The organism is Candidatus Woesearchaeota archaeon (genome assembly GCA_030651135.1).
Lineage (GTDB): Archaea > Nanobdellota > Nanobdellia > Woesearchaeales > JACPBO01 > JACPBO01.
This window is the reverse complement of sequence record JAUSCS010000006.1, coordinates 481079-502248: the sequence shown is the minus strand read 5'-3', so window position 1 is coordinate 502248 and position 21170 is coordinate 481079. Positions and strand designations below refer to the sequence as shown.

At 39.1% G+C, this 21170-nt stretch carries 16 protein-coding genes; 12 read left to right on the top strand and 4 right to left on the bottom strand.

The window, feature by feature from the left end:
- Positions 1-97: 97 nt before the first annotated feature.
- A complete protein-coding gene (locus Q7J54_02935; GenBank protein ID MDO8740508.1) occupies positions 98-4408 on the bottom strand; it encodes a PKD domain-containing protein in 4311 nt (1436 codons plus the stop codon).
- 28 nt (positions 4409-4436) lie between these two features.
- Complete coding sequence (locus Q7J54_02930; GenBank protein MDO8740507.1) at positions 4437-6014, bottom strand: hypothetical protein; 1578 nt, start codon at positions 6012-6014, stop codon at positions 4437-4439.
- A gap of 129 nt (positions 6015-6143) precedes the next feature.
- On the opposite strand from Q7J54_02930, the gene Q7J54_02925 reads away from it, so the two are divergent.
- The gene (locus tag Q7J54_02925; GenBank protein MDO8740506.1) at positions 6144-7229 is read left to right on the top strand and encodes an NAD(P)/FAD-dependent oxidoreductase; all 1086 of its coding nucleotides are present in this window, start codon (positions 6144-6146) and stop codon (positions 7227-7229) included.
- A gap of 27 nt (positions 7230-7256) precedes the next feature.
- Here the strand turns inward: Q7J54_02925 and Q7J54_02920 are convergent, their stop codons facing one another.
- Positions 7257-7757, bottom strand: a complete 501-nt coding sequence (locus Q7J54_02920) for a hypothetical protein (GenBank protein MDO8740505.1) — start codon at positions 7755-7757, stop codon at positions 7257-7259.
- Positions 7758-7870: 113 nt separating this feature from the next.
- On the opposite strand from Q7J54_02920, the gene Q7J54_02915 reads away from it, so the two are divergent.
- From Q7J54_02915 to Q7J54_02900, 4 genes are read left to right on the top strand one after another with little or no spacing between them, the layout of a single operon-like run.
- Entirely contained in the window at positions 7871-10669 is a 2799-nt protein-coding gene (locus Q7J54_02915; protein MDO8740504.1) for an STT3 domain-containing protein, read from the top strand.
- 7 nt (positions 10670-10676) lie between these two features.
- Positions 10677-11621: an SDR family NAD(P)-dependent oxidoreductase gene (locus tag Q7J54_02910; GenBank protein MDO8740503.1), complete on the top strand. Its 945-nt coding sequence runs from the start codon at positions 10677-10679 to the stop codon at positions 11619-11621.
- Entirely contained in the window at positions 11614-12534 is a 921-nt protein-coding gene (locus Q7J54_02905) for a glycosyltransferase family 2 protein (protein MDO8740502.1), read from the top strand. Before Q7J54_02910 ends, Q7J54_02905 begins: the two co-directional genes overlap by 8 nt.
- A gap of 11 nt (positions 12535-12545) precedes the next feature.
- Positions 12546-14003, top strand: a complete 1458-nt coding sequence (locus Q7J54_02900; GenBank protein MDO8740501.1) for a radical SAM protein — start codon at positions 12546-12548, stop codon at positions 14001-14003.
- Between the two features lie 20 nt (positions 14004-14023).
- Here the strand turns inward: Q7J54_02900 and Q7J54_02895 are convergent, their stop codons facing one another.
- Positions 14024-14785, bottom strand: a complete 762-nt coding sequence (locus Q7J54_02895) for a TVP38/TMEM64 family protein (GenBank protein ID MDO8740500.1) — start codon at positions 14783-14785, stop codon at positions 14024-14026.
- A 147-nt stretch (positions 14786-14932) separates the two neighbouring features.
- On the opposite strand from Q7J54_02895, the gene Q7J54_02890 reads away from it, so the two are divergent.
- The 7 genes from Q7J54_02890 to Q7J54_02860 are packed head-to-tail and all read left to right on the top strand — an operon-like array spanning position 14933 to position 21063.
- The gene (locus Q7J54_02890) at positions 14933-15259 is read left to right on the top strand and encodes a hypothetical protein (protein ID MDO8740499.1); all 327 of its coding nucleotides are present in this window, start codon (positions 14933-14935) and stop codon (positions 15257-15259) included.
- Positions 15247-17115, top strand: a complete 1869-nt coding sequence (locus Q7J54_02885) for a V-type ATP synthase subunit I (GenBank protein MDO8740498.1) — start codon at positions 15247-15249, stop codon at positions 17113-17115. The genes Q7J54_02890 and Q7J54_02885 overlap by 13 nt, the downstream gene beginning before the upstream one ends.
- 19 nt (positions 17116-17134) lie before the next feature.
- Positions 17135-17362 (top strand): V-type ATP synthase subunit K, encoded by a 228-nt coding sequence (locus Q7J54_02880; protein MDO8740497.1) that lies wholly within the window; start codon positions 17135-17137, stop codon positions 17360-17362.
- Between the two features lie 7 nt (positions 17363-17369).
- Positions 17370-17915, top strand: coding sequence for a V-type ATP synthase subunit E family protein (locus Q7J54_02875; GenBank protein MDO8740496.1), 546 nt, complete (start codon positions 17370-17372; stop codon positions 17913-17915).
- 2 nt (positions 17916-17917) lie between these two features.
- Positions 17918-19009 carry an ATP synthase A1 subunit C gene (ahaC, locus tag Q7J54_02870; protein ID MDO8740495.1) on the top strand — a complete coding sequence of 364 codons (1092 nt, stop codon included), beginning with the start codon at positions 17918-17920 and terminating at the stop codon, positions 19007-19009.
- 1 nt (position 19010) lies between these two features.
- The gene (locus tag Q7J54_02865) at positions 19011-19319 is read left to right on the top strand and encodes a V-type ATP synthase subunit F (GenBank protein ID MDO8740494.1); all 309 of its coding nucleotides are present in this window, start codon (positions 19011-19013) and stop codon (positions 19317-19319) included.
- A 1-nt stretch (position 19320) separates the two neighbouring features.
- Positions 19321-21063, top strand: a complete 1743-nt coding sequence (locus Q7J54_02860) for a V-type ATP synthase subunit A (GenBank protein ID MDO8740493.1) — start codon at positions 19321-19323, stop codon at positions 21061-21063.
- Positions 21064-21170 lie beyond the last annotated feature (107 nt).

Below are 21170 nucleotides of genomic sequence, written 5' to 3'. Positions count from 1 at the left end.
ATTTCTAAATTTGAAAGAGGTTTTACCTCTTTCCCTTTGTAATCACCACTCATATTTAAACTTTTCTATTTTGGAGTGGTTACAATAAATACCCGCTTTATCGTATGACTATATCCCTATGCTTTATCCTTGTCACTTTGTCATTGCTTACAACAATCCTGGCATAATATGTTCCTGGAGCTGCGCCTTCCAAGTTGAGCGAAAGCTTTCTTGTTGCTGATTCGCCTTTGCTCAAATCAAATGGGCCGATTCTCTTTCTAAGGCCCAAGTCAGGCACTGTAAGTGTTATTGTATTATCCTCGAGCTTTGTATCGCCCGTATTCTTTATTGTAACTGTTGCTGCAAGGTCGTCATAAGGTGACAAGCTATAATCATTTTCAAATGTTATCTTGCTTACATACAGCTTGTCCTCGGGCTTTTGAGCTGCTGGAACAGGAGAAGGCGCTACAGGAATGTTGTCTATTGCAAAATAAGTGTTTGATATGTCTTCATCGGATGTATTTCCTTCAGATGCCACTGCTTTTATCAAATAATTTCCATCAAGCACAGAAGGTGTATACCAAGAATAAAGTCCTGTGTTGGGCTGGTTAATCGCTATTGCTGTCCATGTTATGTTGTTCTGGCTGTAATACAAGTCTATAGATAAATTTGCTCCGCCGTCTGTTGCAATCCATCTTATGTTCGCAGTTCCGCTTAGTGTTTCCCCGCCATTAGGATATAAAACTTCTATGTCCGGAGCAAAAACATTGTCGATCTGAAATATTGCATTTGACACATCTTCTCCTGTCAGGCTGCTGTCTGATGCTATTATTCTAATAAGATAAGTTGCTGCATCCGGGACTGCTGTTGTATCCCATGCATAAATGCCTGAATTCGGAATAGTTGTTGTAATATTTGTCCACGGTATGCTGTCATAGCTGTATTGAATTGTTATTGTTAATGCGTCGCCATCCGGATCAGTTGCATTCCATGCTATGCTTCTTGTTCCGCTCCATACTTCGCCGCCATTAGGCGAAAGGACTGTTGCAGTTGGAGCATTGTTTGGCGCCGGAGTTGATGATGCAGTTATTGTTGCGCTTGCATATCCAATGCCGCCATTATCATCTGTAACTCTTAAATTGACATTGAATGTGCCGTTTGCTGTGCAGTTATATGCAGGATTCTGCTGAGCTGCTGTTTCAAATGCTGCATCATCATTCAAGTCCCAGTCATAAGTTAGTGTGTCTGTTCCCGGATCTGTTGCTGTTCCGCTTAATGCGATAGACTGTGAAACATTGCAGGAGTAAGGGCCATTAGCATTTGCAGTAGGAGCAACATTGCTGATTGTTACGCTGGATTGATTTGTTGTGCTATGGTTTTCTGCATCTGTAACTCTTAAAACAATTGTGCTTGAGTAATCATCAGCCCACGTAAAACTTGGATTCTGGCCTGGTGTTTCATAGCTTCCGTCATTATTCAGATCCCATTCAAATGTGTATGGAGGAGCTCCTCCAGATGCCAATCCTGTGAATGCTACAGGGCTTCCTTCAAATCCCGCATATGGGCCATTAGCATTTGCAACAGGCGTTGCATTTATAATGAAGCTCCATGAATAGCTTGTTGCCATTATGTTTCCTGCAAGATCCTGGCAGCGCGCATAAACTGCGTGCATTGCATCTGATAAAACATTTGTCAAATAAGTGTGAATTGCTGCTGTTCCTGAAAATGCAAAATCCATGTCCGAGTATGCTTCATCCAGATCAATTGTACCTCTGCATGCTGCATTTTCATTCGAAGTGAAATTCAGAACAGGAGTATTTGTTGTTATTGTTCCTGTTGGCTGGCCGTTTGACAAAATTGGAACTTGAGTGTCTATTGTGAAAGCAACAGAACCGCTTGCTGCATTTCCTGCAATGTCCTGGCAGCTTACATCAACGCTATAAGTTCCGTCAGATATTGCTGATGTTGGACTGCAAGTTAATGTATCGCAGCTCCATGTTACAGATGCTCCTGCTGCAGAGCAGCTTGTCTGCGTTCCATCTCCATTTATTGTTATTGTTGGAGTATTGTCATTTGTAAGGGCAGCAGTTGTTGGAGTTATTGCAGGTTCTGTTTTGTCGATCATCACAGCTGCAGATTTTATTGCTTCTGTATTGCCAACATCATCTATCGAATAATATCTTAAATAATTTGTTCCTTCTGCTGTTATTGTTGCAGATGTTCCTGAAGTTGCTGGTGTGCACAAGTTTGTCTGATCAGCGCAGTAATATGTGTTTGCAACTCCTGATCCTGCATCTGTTGCAGTTAATGTTACTGTTACATCTGAATTTTGCCAAGTTGAAGGAGCATTGTCAGTTGTTATTGGCGCATTTGTGTCTATTGTGAATGCTACAGAAGCAGATGCTGTGTTTGCTAGTGCATCCTGGCAGCTGACTGTAGCTGTACGATTTCCGTCAGCTATTGCCGATGTTGGATTGCAAGCTAAGGTTGTGCAGCTCCATGTTACAGAAGCTCCTGCTGCAGAGCAGCTTGTCTGAGTGCCATCTCCATTTATTGTTATTGTCGGTGTGTTGTCGTTTGTTAAAGCGGTTGTTGTCGGGCTGATTACTGGCGGGGTGCTGTCCGTTGTATAAGCTGCCTGCAAAGCCTGTGAATATGATGTTCCGTCATAAACCCTGCAATATGACTTGTGCGCTGCTGTATCTGCTGCAGCTGCATATGTGCATTTCATTGCTGAATACGGATAAGTATAAGCTGATCCCTCATTGCAGATATTTGATGTTGCTGTCGGCTCGTTTGTTAATTCACTGCAGTAAAAATAAAGCTGGCTCTGCTCAAGGTCATTTGGATTTACAGGAGTTAATGTAACCGTGTTGCCTCCTTTAAGCAAAGTTGGAGATGCTGTTAAATAGTCAATAGTTGGAGCATCATTGATTGAAAGAACATTCGCAATAAATGTGTCCCTGTCAGAATACTGGCTGTCTGATACTTCGACTGTGATTGAGGATGTTCCGTATTTGTGTGATGCTGGTCTGCCGCAGTTGATATATCTGTTGCTTGCCACAGAGCAATTCACCAAGGAAGGAGTTGATTGTGATGTTATTGCATATGTAAGTTGAGAGGCGCTTGTTTCAGGATCAGATGCATACTGCCATAAGTCAATAAGATTTGCTACCGGAGTTGAATCCTCGTTGAAAGATACGTCTGGAAGGCCTGCTATTGTTGGAGCTTCATTCGGCTTTGCATTGACATAAATTATTTCACTTGCTGCATCCTGAAGATTTTGAAGCCCATTGCAATAAGAACTGCTTGCAATTCCCTTTATTGTTATGTTATAATTGCCTTTTCCTGAAGTAATTGGCCATGTGAATGAAAACAACAGAGGATCATAATTATTCTGGTTTGCAAGTATTGCCTTGGATTCCTGCTTTACAACCTGCCCATCTGCAACCCTTGTTATTTTCAGGTCAAAATTTGCCTGAACCGGTATCAGGGCATAATTATTATCGGCATAATTACTTATCTTTGTTGCTGTTATTGCTATTGTTTCGCCGTCTGTAGGAAATTGGTCAGATGTTGCCAAATTATTTAATATGGTGTAGCACATGTTTCTTGGCTGCTCTGGAATGACTGTAAATTCTTTTGATGAGGATTGCTCTATTGATGAGCTGCATTTGGCGTCTGTAACTGTTGTTGCAGCTGTTGCGGTATACTCCCCTGATATTGTGGGTGTCCATGTGAATTGAACTCTTTGCGAGCCGCTGAATGGGATTAGAATATCCTGCGTCTGTTGGTTGACTATGCTTCCTGCTGAATCATATATTGTCAATATTACTCTTGTTGCAACAGAATAATAATCGTTTAATAGAGATGGAGGGGTATACTCCAGAGGGCCTGCATTATGGATTGCTGCGTATGTTGTTGCATCCAGGCTTGCGCTGACATTAATAACTAAAGGTATGTTTGCCTGGGCATCATTGGTTACGCTGAATGTGTCAATTGGAGAATAACAGTCCTGCTTTTTCGATAGATATCTCGTGTATGGGCCTTGAGGATCGCTGCTAGTGGTTCCCCACCAGTCTGCCTTGTTTTCCCAAGTTATGTAGCCGGGCTTGTAATAATATATGCCATAGCCATAGGTTGATTGAAGTGTGGTCGGGTAAGTTAACTGCATGCTGTCGCTGGTTCCGGAATTCTGCACCTGTCCGCTCCATAAAGTGCCGCTGGTGCTGCTGCAGCTAGAATCTGCGCATACAAAGCCGATTGCATTGACGTTTGTTAATGGATTGCTTGTCGCTGTAAATACGCCTGAGCTTGATATTGTGCCTTCTTTAAGATTATAATTTACGTATCTTGTTGCAGCTACAGAAGTTGATAAAAAAACAACCAATAAAAATGCAATGAACAAACTCACCCTTCTTTTATCCATCTTAACCCCGTTTTTTATTTATATAGCTCTAATTCAAATTTAAAACAGTTGAAATGACTTTTCCTCCGCCTCCACCGCCGACGCCTTCGCCGCCACCACTTGCAACCCCGGCTGCCACGCCATCACCTGCACCTTCAAGCAAATAATACCCGCCAACTACTGTACCCGCTTTTATGGTTTGTATAATCGGGTGTCTTTTCCATTCTGGAATGCTTACTAAAGATAGTGGTGTGTATTTCCAAATAGCATCCCCTACTTTCTGTAAGAATGTTTTTTTACATTTTTCTTCTTGTTTAGCTTCTGTCACCATTGTTTCCAATGGTTTTGTTTCTGATGTTTGTATTGGCTGAATTGTCCTGAAAAGCAGACCATATTTTTCATCATCAGACATCGGCTTTTGTTCTCTTACTTCCTGCTCTGACTGCAGTAATATTTCCAAATATCCATCATAAAAGCTTATTAAATTTGGATTTCCAGATTTTTTGACAGCTTTCTCTGCCAATTTCATCGATCTTACTGCTTTGCCTATGTCTTTGTAATCCATTGCTGTAGCAATTCTCTCCAGCGCATATCTCTCCTTCGGAGAATAAAGTTTTAAAGCATCTTCTGTTTTATGGCCGAATGTAAAATTTGTATTTGGAACGGATGATTGTGTCGGTATTTTAGGCAGTGTTTCTGGGGCTTTTTGTTCTATTGCTTGTTCTTGAGCAGCTTTTTCTTCATTGTATTTTTTATCGAGATCGTCTAATTCTAACTGAAGCTGAGAATTTCTACTTTCAATTTCATTAACTTTTATTTCCATTTGGGAAACTTTATTTTTAACACCATCATATTCTTGTAAAACTCCAGCAAGTGCTGTCTCAAGACCTTCAGCTTTGTTTTTAGATGCTTTTGCTTCTTTTGCAGAGTTCCACCATCCTAAGGAAGAAACTGCTACATAAGCAGCCAATGTTATTGCACCCAGAGTCTTGAAAAAAGCTGATTTTGGCGACCCCCCGGTTCTATTACAAACAAATGATTTTTGTGTTGCCGTAGTAACTTCCATTTTTTCTTCTAAATCATCATGGGCTTCATTATAAGAAACAACTTTGTGCCTTTTTTCTAATTCAGAGGCAGATTTTGTCAGGTAATCTCTCGCAGATTTTGCATCTTCTATTTTCTTGTATTTTTCTATACATTTATTCACATGCGGAGAAAGCATATTATGAAGGTTAATTAAATAATTCAAGCTGACGGAATCAAGAGAATCTGCATATTTTTTTATTTGCGATTCGAGAAAACCCAATGTTTTACTCCATTTAACTCTTTTACGAGAATTATCAAAAATTTGCTGATTGATAATATTTAAAACTGTTGCATTTGTGCGGTTATATATCTCCGGGTTGTAAAAATCATATAATTTCTGAATTTTATCAGCAATTTCTGTCTTTTTGGGTTCTTCATAAGGATTGTTGGCTTTTGGCAAATAGTTGTATGGTTTTTGAAGATCATCAATATTCAACTTATATGTTCTTGGGAAGATTCTTGAATTTAAAGAAAGAGATCTAAGTTCTGGTGAATCATAGCCATAATGCATACTAGCAACTCTTTCTGTTAAAGTTATCATTAAACGCACCCCCGCTATTTTAGTTGAGATATTAAAGCCAATATTTAAACCTTTTGTTTTGTCACCATTCTAAAATGGGTAAGATTTAAGGGTTAAGCATTTAAATAGCAGACTGATAACTTACGCAATATGATCAGCATTATCGGAGCAGGGCCGGCAGGATGCTATGCAGCTTATCTGCTTGCAAAGAATGGAAAAGAAGCCAGCGTATTTGAAGAGCATCCAAAAATAGGCCTTCCTGTGCAGTGCACCGGCATTGTAACAGATGAAATAAACAATATTTTAAAACTGAATAAAGACGTAATTTTGAACAAAATAAGCAGGGCAAGGGTTTTTTCTCCGAATGGAAAATTTTTAGAGTTAAAATTAAAAAATAAAAACATAATTCTTGATAGGGCAAATTTTGACCAGCAGATTGCTGAAATGGCCAGAAAAGAAGGCGCAAAGATTTTTTTGAATAGTAGATTTGTTAATTATAAAAATAATAAAGTAATAATAAAAAATTTAAAAAATAACAAAACTGACAAAATAGAAACTGATTGCCTTATTGGCGCTGATGGTCCGAATTCGTCTGTTGCAAAATCTTCCGAATTGTTTGGAGAGAGAAAATTCTTATTCGGAAAACAGGCAAGGATCAAGTTAAAGAACGACAATGCAGTTGAATTTTACCCTTATATCGGAAGCTATGCATGGGTTGTTCCTGAAAATGAAGAAACCGCAAGAATCGGAGTTGCTGCTTATGATGATATCAACCGGGTTTTTTTGAATTTTTTAAATTCATTAAAAATAAATAATAAAAAAATCATGAACTATCAGTCTGGATTGATTCCAATATACGAACCTAAATTAAAAATCCAAAACGAAAATATATTTTTGCTCGGAGATGCTGCATTGCAAGTCAAAGCAACAACGGGCGGCGGAATTGTTTACGGATTGAATGCTGCAAGGATTTTAGCAGATTGCATCATTAAGAATGAAGATTATGGCTCAATGTGCAAAAAAAGAATCGGAAAAGACCTGTGGCTGCATTTAAAACTGCACAACATCATGAAAAAATTCTCGGATAATGACTGGAATCTGCTGGTTGGCTTATTGAATAAAAAAGAAAGCAAGAAAATAATTGAAAAACACGACAGGGAATATCCTTCGAAAATTTTGTTTAATATTTTAATACGAGAGCCGAGATTGCTGTATTTTTTGAAACATATTTTTTAATTGTTCTGATCATTACACCTAGAATCATCAGTCGGTTCTTTGCAAGTAATCTTTTCTATCCTTTAACTTCACTCTGAGCAATATGTCGAGTGCGATATAAACTTTAGATAAATGCGTCCGTGCTGCTCCTAAATGTGTAGTGCAAAGAACCCGTGGTTTTTCATCTTTGTTTTCCGGTATATGCAGTACAGCATAATCTTCACCAAATCTTATATAATCCCAGCCATTTACAATTTTTATATCAACGCCATACTCTCTGGCAAGTCTTTCACAATCGGCGACTGTGGTGAATCGAGCAGGATTTACATAGGGTTTTAATTTTGGAATAATATTCAGAAAAAATGCCAGAAGTTTATTCTCCAACGAGAACAGCCGCCCTCTACACCTTACATTTATAATATTCTCATCTGGATAAACTTTGCTTATAAAAACACCAAAATACTGGCCTTTAGAACCATTATTTGCCAAGCCGTTTAAACTAGCATCATCAATTGCCAATTTATCAATACTGGCTACTTCACCCATCATATTTCATCAATAATACATTCATCTTTAAATATTTTATGTTGCGCCATTAAAAACCAAAAACAATAAACTTTATAAATGAAGCGGGTTTAATCGCAGTTATAGAGGGGGTCTTATTGGAAGAAGATAAAAAAAGCGAAGATGGTGAAGATTTTTCCATAGATTTCAGCAAGGTAAAGGGTTTTCTAAAGAAATTCAAGAAAAAAGAAGGCGAAACTGCAAAGGAAAGCGAAGAATTCTCATTAAATATGGCATCTGCCTGGAAATTTTTACTGAAATACAAAACTGTTTTCCTGATTTTGATCCCTATATTATTTATGATCTACTTCAGAAGCTTTCCAAATTCCCTTCCTGCAACTGATGACTGGGCAAAAAGCGCAGTTGTGAATAACATCAAAAGCAATATAGCAGGCCAGATAAATTCCCAGTATCCTAATCTGCCTGATGCGCAGAAAGCAGAGCTTGTTGATGCGCAGTTCAGAGAGCTGATAAAGGACAAAAGCCAACGGCAGCAGATAGACAGCCAAATAACTGAGGTTTCAAATTATTTTAAAAGCTCTTTTAAGGATGATAAAGGATACACTTACTTAGGCGATATAGACTCTTACATCTGGATGAGATATGCAGGAAATATTTTGAAAAACGGCCATCCCGGCGACAAGCTTGTTGACGGCAAGCCATACGATGCATTGATGTACGCACCAGTAGGCACGCAGATAAGCCCAGACTTATATTCTTACATAGAAGCATTCCTGTATAAATTTGTTTTCCATCCGTTCAATAAAAAAATAACATTGATGCAGACTGCATTTTATACGCCATTTGTTCTTTCAATACTTGCGATAATTGCGGCATTTTTCATTGCACGAAGAATAAGCGGCGACTTTGGAGGATTTATGGCTGCTATGATTATCGCAATACATCCGTTCTTCCTGAGCAGGACATTCGGCTCTGACAACGATGTCATAAATGTTGTTTTCCCGCTTGTTATTTTATGGGTGTTCCTTGAATCTTTTGAAGCAAAAAAAAGAATCAATGCAATGATTCTTGCCGGAGTTACAGGATTGCTTATCGGCATCTATAGCTTTGCATGGGGCGGATGGTGGTATGTCTTTGATTTTATAATTGCTGCTCTTGCAGTATATGTAGCATATCACTTAATAGTCCACAGAAAAGAATTAAAAAACGGGCTGGCAGAATATTTCAAAAAAACAGACATAAAAGACATCCTGCTTATATTTTTAATATTTCTGGTTTCATCAGGCATTTTTGTAACTTTGTTTACCGATTTCACTAATTTCAGAAATGCACCTTTCAATCCAATAGTTTTCACATCAATAAAGTCGGCTACAACAGCAGATTTATGGCCTAATGTTTATACAACTGTTGCGGAACTGAATTCAGCTGCCTTAAGCACCATAGTGGCATCTACCGGAATGAGCGGAGACGGCAAATTCTTCTTTTTCATCAGCTTATTGGGGGTAGCGCTTACTCTGTTTAAGAAAGATAAAAATGGAAAGGTTGATGTCAAGTTTGCAGTGCTTTTAGCAATTTGGTATTTTTCCACAATATATGCGAGCCGCAGCGGCGTGAGATTCATACTTTTGCTTATATCTGTCTTCAGTGTTGCAGCAGGCATTGCTTTTGGCATAATCTATATGTATGCAGGCAAATGGATTTCAAAAGGCCTGCATCTGCCAAAGATTGTTTCGAACAGCATAGTTGCTGTTTTGCTATTATTGCTGCTGATAGCCCCTCTGCAGGCAGGGGATAGCCCTCTGAAAGCTGCTAACAGGGTTTCAAGGCAGCAATTCCCGATAATGAATGATGCATGGTATGATTCGCTTACAATGATCAGGGATAAATCAATGCCTGATGCCATTATCAATTCATGGTGGGACTTCGGCCATTATTTCAAGGCAATAGCTGAAAGGCAAGTGACATTTGACGGAGCTTCGCAATATACTGCGCAGGCGCATTGGATCGGCAAAGTTCTGCTGACTGACAATGAAGAGCAGGCAATTGCAATATTGAGAATGCTTGACTGCGGAGCAAACACAGCATTTGAAAAAATAGACAAAAAGCTGCAGGATACTTCTGTTTCAGTGGATGTTGTTTACAGGATAATAATGCTCAAAAAAGAAGATGCAAAATCATATTTGATGGATACTTATAAATTCAACAATGATGAAGCAGATGATGTCCTGAAAAGCACGCATTGCAGCCCGCCAGAGGATTATTTCATAACATCTGATGATATGATTGGAAAATCCGGAGTATGGGCCCATTTTGGAAGCTGGGATTTCAAAAGAGCTGAGATGTGGATCAATGCAAGGGGAAAAAGCAAGGAAGATGCAGTAAAATATTTTACTGAGCAGAAAGACTTCAATTTGACAAAGGAAAGAGCGGAGCAGATTTATTACGAAATACTTTCATTGAAGGATGAAGTTGCTGCAAATACGTGGATTGCTCCATGGCCAAGCTATGCGGGCACAAGCGGCTGCTCTGTTGTGAAGAATGAAACTATAAGATGCGACAACGGCATTTTAATCAATTTGACAAATAATTACGATCCCACTATATTAACAAATGACGGCATCAAGAAACCCTCAAAATTCGGCTACATTGATGAAAGCGGAAATTATATTGAAAGAAGCTATGATGAAAATACCATCCCTTACGGAGTTGTTTTGATAAAATCAGGAGATTCGTACAGCACAGTCATGAGCAATGTAGAGCTGACATCAAGCATTTTTACAAAGCTTTATTTCCTGGAAGGACAAGGTACGAAGCATTTTGACCTGTTCAGCGATAAAAGGAGCATAACCGGCGGCAGAATGATTGTATGGAAAGTAAATTGGGAAGGCAGAACAAATAATGCAAATGTAAACAGCACAATAAGTGCTTCACCATAATTATAAGATGGCAATTTTTATTACAGGCGGGGCTGGGTTTATCGGCAGCCATTTGTGCGAGAGGCTTCTGAAAGAAGGCAAGGAGGTTATAGCAGTAGATGATTTCAATGACTTCTATGATCCTGAAAAGAAAAAGAAAAATATTGAAGATTGCGCTAAAAACAAAAAATTCAAAATTTATAAAGCAGACATAAGAGATAAAGAAGAAATTAAAAAAATATTTGAAAAAAATAAAATAAATGTCATTGTTCATCTTGCTGCGCGCGCGGGTGTAAGGCCTTCCATGGAAAATCCCCTTCTATATATTGATGTCAATGTCAATGGAACGCTTGCAATGCTGGAGCTTGCCAAGAAATTCAATATTAAAAAGTTTATATTTGCATCAAGCTCCAGTGTTTATGGCAGCAATGATAAGATTCCCTTTTCTGAAGATGACCCTATCAACAACCCATTAAGCCCTTATGCAATCACAAAGATCGCTGGAGAGCAGCTCTGCAGAATTTACAGCAAACTACATAGCATTAACATGGTCTGCCTGAGGTTCTTTACTGTTTATGGACCCCGCGGAAGGCCGGATATGGCGCCTTATAAATTCACAAACCTTATAATGCAGGGCAAAGAAATAGAGGTATACGGAAACGGCAGCTCAAAAAGGGATTATACCTTTGTAAGTGATATTATTGACGGTATTGCGACTGCTGTTGAAAAAGAGCTTAAGTTTGAAGTGATTAATCTTGGGGATTCAAACCCTGTTGAATTAAAATATTTAATAAGCTTAATAGAAAAGAATACCGGCAAAAAAGCAAAAATAAAGTTCATGCCTGAGCAGAAAGGCGATGTTCCAATTACATATGCGGATGTATCAAAGGCAAAAAGGCTGCTCGGCTATAAGCCAAAGGTTAAAATAGAAGAGGGCGTTAAAAGGCTTGTTGAATGGTATAAAAATGGATAAAATATCTGTTGTTGTCCCGTTGTATAATGAGGAAAAGAATGTTCTTTTGTTTTACAATAGCCTTAAAGCTGTTTTGAACAATATGAAAAATGACCATGAGATAATATTTGTTGATGACGGCAGCAGGGACAGGACATTTTTTTATGTGAATGAGCTCAATAAAAAAGATAAAAAGGTAAAAGCTGTACAGTTTCAGAAGAATTATGGAAAAGCAGCTGCATTGTCTGCGGGCTTTGAAGAGGCTAAAGGAGCTATAATCATTACAATGGACGGCGATATGCAGGACGACCCAGTTGAGATTCCAAGATTTGTTGCTGAGCTGGAAAAAGGCTACGGCCTTGTTTCAGGGTGGAAGCAGAAAAGGCAGGATCCTTTTGGCAAGAGATTTTTTTCAAAGCTGTTTAATGCGCTGGCTGCTGCTGTTACTGGGGTTAAAATACATGACTTTAACTGCGGCTTTAAGGTATATAAGGCAAAAGCTGCGAAAACATTAAATATATACGGCGAATTACACCGCTATATTCCTGCCTTGGTTTACTGGAATGGCTACAAAGTAGGCGAGATAGCTGTAAGGCATCATGCCAGAAAATATGGAAAAAGCAAATATGGGGTGAGCAGATTGTTTAAAGGATTTTACGACCTGATAACTGTTAAATTTTTAACAGGATATAAGAAAAAGCCAATGTATTTGTTCGGAACAGTTGGAATTTTGCTTGGCTTATTGGGAATAATTGCAGCAATAAAAGTTTTGTGGGACAGATATGCCAATATTGTTTCCATGGACAGGCCTCTTTTGATGCTGTCTGTGCTGCTCATAGTGCTTGCAGTTCAGTTCATTTCTCTCGGCTTTATAGGAGAGTTGATCTCAAGCTCGAGCAAGGAAGAATATAAGATAAAGAAAAAATTAGAGTGAAGCAGTAAAAAATGAAAGTTCTTGTACTTAATCCAGGAAGCAGATTCACGAAAAATGTAGTCAGGGACCTGATCTATGGCTGCTGGTGCTGGGGAAAGAGGATCGGAGGAGCTCAGGCGCCGCCTTTGAGTTTGCTTTACATTGCAACAGTTCTGAAAAACGAAGGCCATGATGTTGTTTTCCTTGACGCATTGGCTGAGCAGAAGCCGATAAACGATGTTAAGAAAATTTCAAAAGCATGCGATGCTGTTGTCATTTCAACCTCTACAATGAGTTTCAATGAGGACTGTGGGATTCTTGCTGAGCTTAAGAAAGCAAATAAAAACATTGTAACGATCATGTTCGGCTCACATCCGACTTTTATGCCGCAGTATGCATTAAGCAACAATGCAATTGACATAATTGTAAGAAGAGAGCCTGATTTTATCATAAGAGATGTTGTAAATGGTCTTGCCAAGGGCGATAAATGGAAGAAAGTAAAAGGAATTGGCTATAGGGAAGGCAAGAAAAAAATTCTGAATGAACTATATCCCTATATTGAAAACCTTGATGAGCTGCCAATCCCTGACAGGACATTATTGCCGAAAGGAATTGATTATTTTAATCCGATTGTCAAAAGAGTCCCTTATACAACAATGACAAGTTCAAGGGGATGCCCTGGAAAATGCACATTCTGCACTGTGCCGAATTTTTACGGGCCTAGAGTAAGGTGCAGAAGCGCTGGCAAAGTTATAGAAGAGTTTGTGGCAATTCAGAAGCTCGGCTACAAAGAAGTCTGGCTGAGAGACGAAACATTTACTGCTTTCAAGAGCAGGAATGAGGTAATCTGCAAGGAAATGATAAAGCGGAAAATGGATCTAACCTGGATTGCAAATGCCCGTGTTGGGCTGATTGACAAAGAAATGATGATTCTTATGAAAAAAGCAGGGTGCCACATGATCAAGTTCGGAGTTGAATCTGGAGTGCAGGAGATATTGAACAATATAAAGAAAGGCATTAACGCAGAAATGACAAGAAAGAACTTCAAATGGACGCATGAAGTTGGAATTGATACGCATGCCCATATGATGCTTGGCTGCCCTGGCGATACAAAGAAAACAATAGAAACAACAATGAGGTTTGTCAGGGAAATAGCACCGACAACTGTTACTTTCGGAGTTTGCACGCCTTATGCCGGAACTGAATTATTTATTGACGTTGCAAAAAAACATCCTGAAATTAAAGACGGCAGCTACTGCGATCTCAGCAAGGTGCATACAAGCGGATTCTTCAACCAGTACTTTACAAGCTTAAAAGGAGATGAGCTTGAGAACTATATCAAAAAGGCATACAGATCATTCTATTTCAGGCCGAGCTATATTTTAAAGACTTTGATCAGGATAAGAAGCTGGAATGAATTCTTTAGGATAACGATCGCAGCGAGCAATGTGTTCAGCTTCAGCACGGGATTGGGGGAAAGAGAAGATTAACAAACTAATTTTAAATTGCATTACTGAACTTTTTTAATTCTTTTATTGGATCGGAATTTAGTTATTATTTTTATCATCGCTTTTTCCAATCTATTCCGGATCTTAAAAATTATAAAAGAAACGATCATAAGAGAACCGAAAATTATTACCGATGCAGCAGTATTAGCGACTGCAATACCATTCCCGGCCATATTTAATACAATAAAGCCAGGTAAACGACCCAGAAAAACAAGAATCACAAGTGTCCGGATTCTGATATTTGTAAGGCCCGCAATAAAACACACAATATCATCAGGCAGGGCAGGAAGCAGCCATATTAAAAATAAAGCGAATGCTCCTTTATCCTTACATATATTGTCAAACTTTTTAAGGGTTTGTTTTTCTACTACTTTTTCAACAAAAGGCCTTCCAAATTTTCTGACAAGCACGAAAGCTATAAATGAGCCAATTATGGTGCCCATCATGGTATATGTTGTACCCCAAAAAACTCCATAGATATAACCACTTACAAATCCTGCGATTTGACCCGGGATTGGTGCAATTAACACTTGAAGGATCTGAATTAAAATTAAGATGATAGGACCCCAAACTCCAAAACCAGTTACAAAATTCCTAACTTGATCTGGATTAGTAAAAAAATAGTAAAAATATTTGCTAAAATAAGTTATAGCTAAAAAAATCAAGATTATGATTGCTAATGCGATTAGAGATTTTCTTCTATTTTTAGGAGAGGAAAAAATCTTAATGTGCCGTTTCGTGTAATGGTATAATTTCTTTATCAAGTTAAATTAAAGGCATTAAATATCGACTATATATATTTGTTGGTTGTCTATCACTGAATTTTACTTCACGAAAATTTTGAAATCGATTAATTAACTTAAAAACATAAATGTTTATAAATAACTGTAAAAACTTCAGATTAGATCGTTATGGAACAAGTTTTAAAGGAGATCAGGGACTCTGAGCAGAAGGCAAAAGAGATAATTGCAAAAGCCGGCAGGGAGAAGGAAAAGATCATGCAGGATGCATTGCAAAAATCCGCTTCATTATTCAATGAAAAAAAATCAGAGCTTGAAAGCAAGAACAAGACAGAGCTCGAGAAAATAAAAAAAGAGCTGGAAAAAGAAAAGGCAGATTCTGTTGAAAAGGCCAGAAAAGAAGCAGAGCTTTTAGGCAAGAAGGCAGAAAAGAACTTCCAAAAAGCTGTTGATTGTGTATTAAGCGAATTTGAGGAAAGCATAAAATGTTTAAAGTAACAGAGATGTCAAAGATAGCCATTCTTGGCCCGAAAACAGAAATGGAGACTGTGATTAAAGCGCTTTATGACCTTAAGATATGCCACATAATAGAGCATAAAAAGCTAGATGAGCTGGATATCGGATCTCCTCTGGAAAAGGCAAATACGATTGCAAGGGTTCTGGTGAAGATAAGGTCCATATGCTCGTATCTGAGCATTGATTTAAAATCTGATGCTGAAAAAGAAACGGAAAACGCAGATGTTTTGAGTGCCAAAAACCTGGAAAAATACATTTTCAAGCTTGACCAAGAGCTGGAAAGCTATCAGAATGAGATCAAAGAGGCAAATAATGAACTCAATGAAAAACTCAGCCTATTGAAATCCCTCAAAGAACTGGAAGGCCTTGACATTGACATTGATTCCTTCTTCAATTTTGAATCGTTAAGCTATTTTATAGGCTATGTGAAAAAATACGAGCCATTTAAAAAAGACCTTTCAGCAATTACAGCTAAGTTCGAGCTGAAGCACAGGCAATTTGAGAAAAATGCGCTGATTGCGCTTTTCATAGACAAGGCATTTTCAGAAAAGGCTGCAAAAGCATTGGAAAGCTTTGAATTTAAAAGCATAGACATTTCAAAACTGATTGGGCTTGGCGGAAAGCCGAGCGGACACATTAAAAAATTAGCTGTTCAGATTTCAATATTGGAAAATAAAAAAAAGGCAGCAGATAAAAAAACCGCGAATATGAAAAAACAAAACCAGGAATTGCTGGCGCAGCATGAAAGGCTGCTATCAGAAGAGCTTGAAAAAGCAGAAGCTCCGCTTAAATTCGGCGCAACAGAAAGCTCGTTTGTCATAAGCGCCTGGCTGCCTGAAAAAAAACTCAGCAAAACAGCCGAAATACTTAACAAGAAGGCAAAAAACAGGATCTTCATACAGCAAATGCCTGTGGGAGAAAAAGATAATATCCCGATAAAGCTTAAAAACCCCAAGATTGTGAAATCATTCGAGTTTTTTATGAATCTTTACTCTCTCCCAAATTACAGGGAGATTGACCCGACATTTTTCATCTTTCTCAGCTTTCCATTATTGTTCGGCTTCATGCTCGGCGATATCGGGTATGGCCTGACAACATTGGTTATTTTCTGGCTACTTAAGAAAAAATTTCCAAAAGCAAAAGGCTTTTTCAACATACTGGTATTTGCTTCGTTAGCAACAATCTTTTTTGGGGCAATTTTTGGAGAATTTTTCGGAGCTGAAGAGCTGTTTGGCTGGCATCTGCCAAGGCTCATAAGCAGAAATCCTGAGCATGAGCTGATTCCATTGATGGCATTTGCAGTCATTGTCGGCATCATTCACGTAAATGTCGGGCTTGCAATAGGATTTGCAAATGTGCTAAAAGCGCACGGCTTCAAAAAAGCATTCATGGAAAAATTCGGATGGTTCTTTTTGGAGGCAGGAGCTGCATTATTGGCCCTTTCTTATACGAAAATAATAAGCATCAGCCCTTTTGCAGGATATATTCTCCTGACCATAGCTGTTATTGTGCTTTTCCTGGGGGAGGGAACTAAGGGATTAGTTGAAATTCCGAGCATATTCGGCAATATATTTTCTTATTTGAGGCTCATGGCAATAGGCCTTTCATCTGTTGGCTTAGCAATGGTTGTGAATAATATGGCAGAAGGGTTTTTCCATTCAGGAGGGTTTTTAATAGTGGTGGGCATTTTAGTTTTAGTTATCGGGCATATAATAAACATCGGAGTCGGGTTATTAGGATCATTTTTACATTCATTGAGGCTGCACTATGTGGAATTTTTTACAAAATTCTACGAAGGCGGCGGAATGGAATTTAAGCCATTCGGATTGAAATCATAAAAAAACACGGAGGTTAAAAATGGTAGCAGAAGTAGGAATAATTGCCATAAGCGCGGCATTTGCGCTTGGCTGCAGCGCTTTTGCAGCAGCATGGGCTGAAAAAGCAATAGGAACAGCAGCAATAGGTGCAATGGCCGAGAAAGAAGAGTTGTTTGGGAAGGGATTGATCCTTACAGTTATCCCTGAAACAATAGTTATTTTCGGCCTTGTGATAGCAATACTGATATTGGGCCTTGCAGGCGGCTAAATCCAAGATGGGCCTTGAAGAGCTGAAGCAGGAGATAATAGGCAGCGCAAACAAAAGCGCAGATGCAATTATCTCTGAAGCTAAAAGCGAAGCGGATAAAACTCTGAATCAGATAGAGCAAAAGATAGATCTCTTCAGGAAGAAACTTAATGAAGACAGAAAATCAGCGGCAAGCGCAATGGAAAAGACAATAAGGGCGATGGCAGATTCAGAATGCAGAAAAGCAATGTTGGAAAAGAAAAAAGAGATTATGGAAAGTGTCTTTGAAGCAGCTAAAGCCGCATTGTCCGGGCTGGGCAGCGAAAAAAGGGAGCAGCATATTGCGAGCCTGCTTAAAACAGCAAAATCTGAAATAGAGGCTGCCAAGTTTTTTTGCAGCAGCAAAGATGCAAAATATTTAAATGGCCTCAAATGCGAAAATGCAGATATTTTGGGCGGCTTGATTGCAGAGAACAAGGACGGAACAATAAGAGTTGATTACAGTTATGAAACTTTGCTTTCAGATGTAAAAGAGCATTCGATGCAGGAAGTGGCAAAAATATTGTTTGGTTGAAAATGAAGGTATTGGCTAAATTTGAGGAACCGAAAAGGGAAGGCAAGATAAGGCTGGGCAGCTATCCCTACACTTATGTAAGGGTTGTGGTAATGAGGGCTCTTCTGCTTAAGAAAGAGGATTATCACAAATTGATGAAGATGGAGCTTGATGAAATAGCAAGATTCCTCGAGGACACAAATTATAAATCCGAGATTAATGCGTTGGCTGCAAAGTATTCCGAAGCTGATCTGCTGGAGCACGCCCTGAATAAGAGCCTTGTAAATACGCTTGCAAAATTAAAAAGGATTTCGCCCAACGAGCTTGACTTGCTGATCAATGCTTATTTGAAAAGAAACGATATCTTCAACATAAAAACAATTTTAAGGGGAAAATATGTGAAAGCAGGCGAGGATGAAATCGGGGCATTGCTTCTGCCGACTGGGTCATTAAGCTACACTCAGCTGATAAACTTGATGAAGCTTGCAACAATTGAAGATGTTTTGAAAAATGCAGGCATGATTCCTTTCGATGAATTAAAAGAAGCAGTTGAAAGCTATAAGAATGAAAATACCTTGGCCATGATTGAAGCGGCTTTGGACCGCAGCTATTATAACGAGCTGCTGCAATTCACAAAAAGGCTGTCAAGGCAGGAAAAGCTTTTCAGGGAATTCATAGAAGGCGAGATAGAGATACTGAACATAATGACAATACTGAGGCTCAAGAGGGAAAATCTGGACAGCAACAGCATAAAAAAATACCTGTTCTTTTCCGGAAAAAAAGACAAAGACAGCGAGCTGATGAAATTATTGAATGCCGAAGATCTGGATGAGCTTTTGAAATTATTGGAGAAAAAGCAGTATGGCGCCATCATTAAGGATGGCCTGAAAATTTTGAATGAGAAAGGCACGATTATTGATCTGGAAATAGGGCTTTACAAATTCCTGTTAAAAAAATCCATGCTGCTTCAGCACCAGCATCCCCTATCAGTAGATGTAATCCTGGGGTATATGTTTGCAAAGGAGATTGAAGTCAGAAACCTGAAAACAATAATAAAGGGAAAACAATTAAACATGGATGAAACTTTTATCGAAAACCAGCTGGTGATGGCTTAAAATGGCGCAAATAGCGGCAATAGGAACATCGGAATTTATAGGGGGCTTCCAGTTAGCAGGGATCAGGAAAACAGTTGAAATAAAAAAGGATCCGATGAGCCAGATAAGAGATTTGATGCAGGACAAGGAAATGAGCATTGTAATAATTGACGAGAGGATATTGAATGGGCTGGAAAGCAATGACAAGGTTTTTATTGAAGACTGCATAAGGCCTGTTTTTGTGCCTTTGTCAACTGAGGCTGCACAGGAAAATTTAAGAAGGCTGATAAAAAAATCAATTGGCGTGGACTTATGGAAGAAAGAAGGCTAAAATGAATGATGAAAAAATAAACCAAGGCAAGATTTACAGAATCGCCGGGCCTGTTGTTGTTGCAAAAGGGCTGGCTGCTAAAATGTATGACTTAGTCAGAGTTGGAAATGAAAAATTAATGGGCGAAGTAATCCAGATAGACAAAGATAAAACAATTATCCAGGTTTATGAAGACACATCTGGATTAAAGCCGGGTGAGCCGGTTGTAAATACAGGCAAGCCGTTGAGTGTGGAGCTTGGGCCTGGGCTGCTCGGCAGCATTTATGACGGAATACAAAGGCCATTGCCTGTGCTTATAAAAGAAATGGGAGATTTTATCAAAAGGGGCGTGGAAGCTCCTGGGCTTGACCACAATAAAAAATGGGATTTCAAGGCAGCAGTAAAACAAGGTGACAAAATAAAATCAGGGCAAGTAATTGGCTTCGTCGAGGAAAAAGGCATAAATCATTTGATTATGGCGCCGCACGGCTATGAAGGAATCATAAAAGAAATAAGTTCTGGAAAGTTCACAATTGATGAGCCTGTTGGAAGAATGGACAATGGAAAAGAGCTGAAGCTTAAACAAGAATGGCCAGTAAGGGTTCCAAGGCCTGTGCTGAAAAAATTGCCTCCTGAAATTCCGTTGATAACTGGGCAGAGGATTTATGATGCTTTATTTCCATTAGCAAAAGGCGGAGTTGCTGCAATACCTGGCGGATTCGGAACAGGAAAGACAGTAGCGCAGCAAACATTGGCAAAATGGTCCAATGCAGATATAATTGTTTATGTAGGCTGCGGGGAACGCGGAAATGAAATGACTGAAGTGCTTAAAGATTTTCCCGAGCTTATTGACCCAAAATCAGGCAAGCCGCTGATGAACAGGACTGTGCTTATTGCAAATACATCCAATATGCCTGTTGCTGCGAGGGAAGCATCTGTTTACACAGGCGTTACAATAGCAGAATATTACCGCGACATGGGATATAACGTTGCATTGATGGCAGATTCCACTTCAAGATGGGCTGAAGCCATGAGAGAGATTTCTTCCCGGCTTGAAGAGATGCCGGGCGAAGAAGGCTATCCTGCTTATCTTGCAACCAGATTATCTCAATTTTATGAAAGAGCAGGCAGGGTTGTTCCTCTCGGAATAGAAAAAGAGGGCTCCATATCCATTATCGGAGCTGTCTCGCCGCCAGGAGGAGATTTCTCAGAGCCGGTAACTCAGAATACGCTGAGAGTTACAAAAACATTTTGGGCATTAGACTCGAAACTTGCGCAGAGAAGGCATTTCCCGTCAATAAACTGGCTGACATCATATTCACTCTACATGGATAGCCTGGAAAAATGGTATGCGGAGAATGTTGCATCTGACTGGAGAGAATTGATAAAACAAACTATGAGCATATTAACAGAAGAAGAAAAGCTGATGGAGATAGTACAGCTGGTCGGGTCAGACGCATTGCCGGAAAGGCAGCAGCTGACTTTAGAGGTTGCGCGCATCATAAGAGAATCGTTTTTGCAGCAGAGCGCATTCCATGAAGTGGATACTTACTGCGATCTGAATAAAACTTATCTCCTGCTTAAGTCTATCCTGAATTATGCCAAATTGTCAAATGATGCCTTGGACAAAGGAATAAGAATACAGAAGCTTGAAGAAATAAAATCAAAGCACAAAATAGCAGATGTCAAGTTTGAAAAGCAGTACGAGAAGCTTTTAAGCGAGATACAAAGAAACATGGAGCATGAATTTAGTTCGCTGAAGTGATGCAAAAATGAATGCGTATAATAAAAGGTGTGGTTCAAAATGAAGGCAAACTCACTAACGTTCGTAGCCTTCATTTTGAAGGCTTATAATGAAAGGTATGGAGTTCA